Source organism: Pseudophaeobacter sp. 1A16562, from assembly GCF_041008785.1.
GTDB lineage: Bacteria > Pseudomonadota > Alphaproteobacteria > Rhodobacterales > Rhodobacteraceae > Phycobacter > Phycobacter gallaeciensis_A.
Genome location: NZ_JAXGFT010000038.1, coordinates 1 through 3,092, shown reverse-complemented (window position 1 = coordinate 3,092; position 3,092 = coordinate 1). Strand labels below are relative to the sequence as shown.

Sequence of the window (3,092 nt, the reverse complement as noted above, 5' to 3'; positions counted from 1 at the left end):
CTGTCGATTGACGAGATCATCCGCGTTGCCAAGGAAAGCGGCGCAGATGCGATCCATCCGGGCTATGGTCTGTTGTCCGAAAACCCCGATTTCGTCGATGCCTGCGCCCGCAACGGCATCACCTTCATCGGCCCCAAAGCCGAGACCATGCGCGCCCTTGGCGACAAGGCCTCGGCGCGGCGCGTCGCCATCGAGGCAGGCGTGCCGGTCATTCCCGCGACCGAGGTGCTGGGCGATGACATGGACGCCATCCGCAAGGAAGCGGGTGAGGTCGGCTATCCGCTGATGCTCAAGGCTTCCTGGGGCGGTGGCGGTCGCGGCATGCGGCCGATCTATTCCAAGGACGAGCTGGAAGAAAAAGTGCTGGAAGGGCGCCGCGAGGCCGAGGCCGCCTTTGGCAATGGCGAGGGCTATCTCGAGAAGATGATCACCCGCGCCCGCCACGTCGAGGTGCAGATCCTTGGCGACAAGCACGGTGAGATCTATCACCTGTTCGAGCGGGATTGCTCAGTCCAGCGCCGCAACCAGAAAGTGGTCGAACGCGCGCCAGCCCCTTACCTGAGCGAGGCGCAGCGGGCCGAGATCTGCGATCTGGGCCGCAGGATCTGCGCGCATGTGAACTATGAATGCGCCGGCACCGTCGAATTCCTGATGGATATGGAAACCGGCAAGTTCTACTTCATCGAGGTGAACCCGCGGGTGCAGGTGGAGCACACCGTCACCGAGGAAGTCACCGGCATCGATATCGTGCAGGCGCAGATCCTGATCGCCGAGGGCAAGAGCATTGCCGAAGCCACCGGCAAGGCCGATCAGTCCGAGATCCGCCTCAACGGTCACGCGCTGCAGACCCGTGTGACGACCGAGGATCCGCTCAACAACTTCATCCCTGACTATGGCCGCATCACCGCCTATCGCTCGGCCACCGGCATGGGCATTCGTCTGGATGGCGGCACCGCTTATGCGGGCGGGGTGATCACCCGCTATTACGATAGCCTTCTGACCAAGGTCACCGCCTGGGCACCGACCCCGGAAAAGGCGATTGCCCGCATGGACCGGGCGCTGCGCGAATTCCGGGTGCGCGGGGTCTCCACCAATATCGCCTTTGTCGAGAACCTGCTGAAGCACCCGACCTTCCTCAGCAATGAATACACCACCAAGTTCATCGACGAGACGCCGGAGCTGTTCAATTTCGCCAAGCGCCAGGACCGCGGCACCAAGGTGCTGACCTATATCGCCGACATCTCGGTGAACGGTCACCCGGAGACCGAGGGCCGCGCCGAGCCGAAAGCGGGTCTGAAGGATCCGCGCCCGCCGAAGGTCGAGACCGGCGCCCTGCCCTATGGCACCCGCAACCTTCTGGAGCAGAAGGGCGCCCAGGCCGTGGCCGACTGGATGAAGGCGCAGCGGCAGCTTCTGCTGACCGACACCACCATGCGCGATGGCCACCAGAGCTTGCTCGCCACCCGCATGCGCTCGATCGACATGATCCGCGTAGCGCCCGCCTATGCGCAAAGCCTCAGCCAGCTGTTCTCGGTGGAATGCTGGGGCGGTGCGACCTTTGATGTGGCTTATCGCTTCTTGCAGGAATGCCCCTGGCAGCGGCTGCGGGATCTGCGCGAGGCGATGCCCAACGTGATGACCCAGATGCTGCTGCGCGCCTCCAACGGGGTGGGCTATACCAACTACCCGGACAACGTGGTGCAGGCCTTTGTGAAACAGGCCGCGATCACCGGCGTCGATGTCTTCCGGGTCTTTGACAGCCTCAACTGGGTGGAGAACATGCGCGTCGCGATGGATGCGGTGGTGGAGAGCGGCAAGATCTGCGAAGGCACCATCTGCTACACCGGCGATATCATGGACCCGGACCGGGCCAAGTATGACCTCAAATACTACGTCGGCATGGCCAAGGATCTGGAAGCCGCGGGCGCCCATATTCTGGGCCTCAAGGATATGGCGGGCCTGTTGAAACCCGCCGCCGCGCGTCAGTTGGTCAAGGCGTTGAAGGAAGAGGTCGGCCTGCCGGTCCACTTCCACACGCATGACACCTCCGGCATCGCCGGGGCGACCATTCTGGCTGCCGCCGATGCGGGTGTCGATGCGGTGGATGCAGCGATGGATGCGTTCAGTGGCGGCACCTCGCAGCCCTGCCTGGGGTCGATCGTCGAAGGGCTGCGCAACACCGACCGCGACACCGGGCTGGATATCGCCAAGATCCGCGAGATCAGCGCGTATTGGGAACAGGTGCGGGCGCAATACGCGGCCTTTGAAAGCGGCCTTCAGGCCCCGGCCTCGGAAGTTTACCTGCACGAGATGCCGGGTGGCCAGTTCACCAACCTCAAGGCGCAGGCGCGCTCCTTGGGGCTGGAGGAGCGCTGGCACGAGGTCGCCCAGACCTATGCGGATGTGAACCAGATGTTCGGCGATATCGTCAAGGTGACGCCATCGTCGAAAGTGGTCGGAGACATGGCGCTGATGATGGTCTCCCAGGGATTGACCCGCGCAGAGGTGGAGGACCCTGAGACCGATCTCTCCTTCCCCGATTCCGTTGTCGACATGCTGCGCGGCAACCTCGGCCAGCCGCCGGGCGGCTTCCCGGCGGGCATCGTGGACAAGGTGCTGAAGGGCGAAAAGCCCAACCTCGAGCGCCCCGGCAAGCATCTGGAGCCTGTCGATCTGGAAGCCACCCGCGCCGAGCTGTCGCAACAGCTGGAAGGCAAGGCAGTCGATGACGAGGATCTGAATGGCTACCTGATGTATCCCAAGGTGTTCCTCGATTACATGGGCCGCCATCGCCAGTACGGCCCGGTGCGCAGCCTGCCGACGCGGGCGTTCTTTTACGGGATGGAACCGGGCGAGGAAATCTCGGCCGAGATCGACCCCGGCAAGACGCTGGAGATCCGCCTGCAGGCCATCGGCGAGACCGATGAGAACGGCGAGGTGAAGGTGTTCTTCGAACTCAACGGCCAGCCGCGGGTGATCCGGGTGCCGAACCGTCTGGTGAAATCCACCACCGCTGCCCGTCCCAAGGCCGAAGCGGGCAACCCCGACCACATCGGCGCGCCGATGCCCGGCGTCGTCGCCTCGGTCGCGGT

The 3,092-nt window shown here is 64.0% G+C and carries 1 protein-coding gene; it reads left to right on the top strand.

The window, feature by feature from the left end; genetic code table 11:
• The coding region (locus tag SM764_RS22520; protein WP_369002864.1) for a pyruvate carboxylase at positions 1-3,092 on the top strand (3,092 nt) is incomplete at both ends.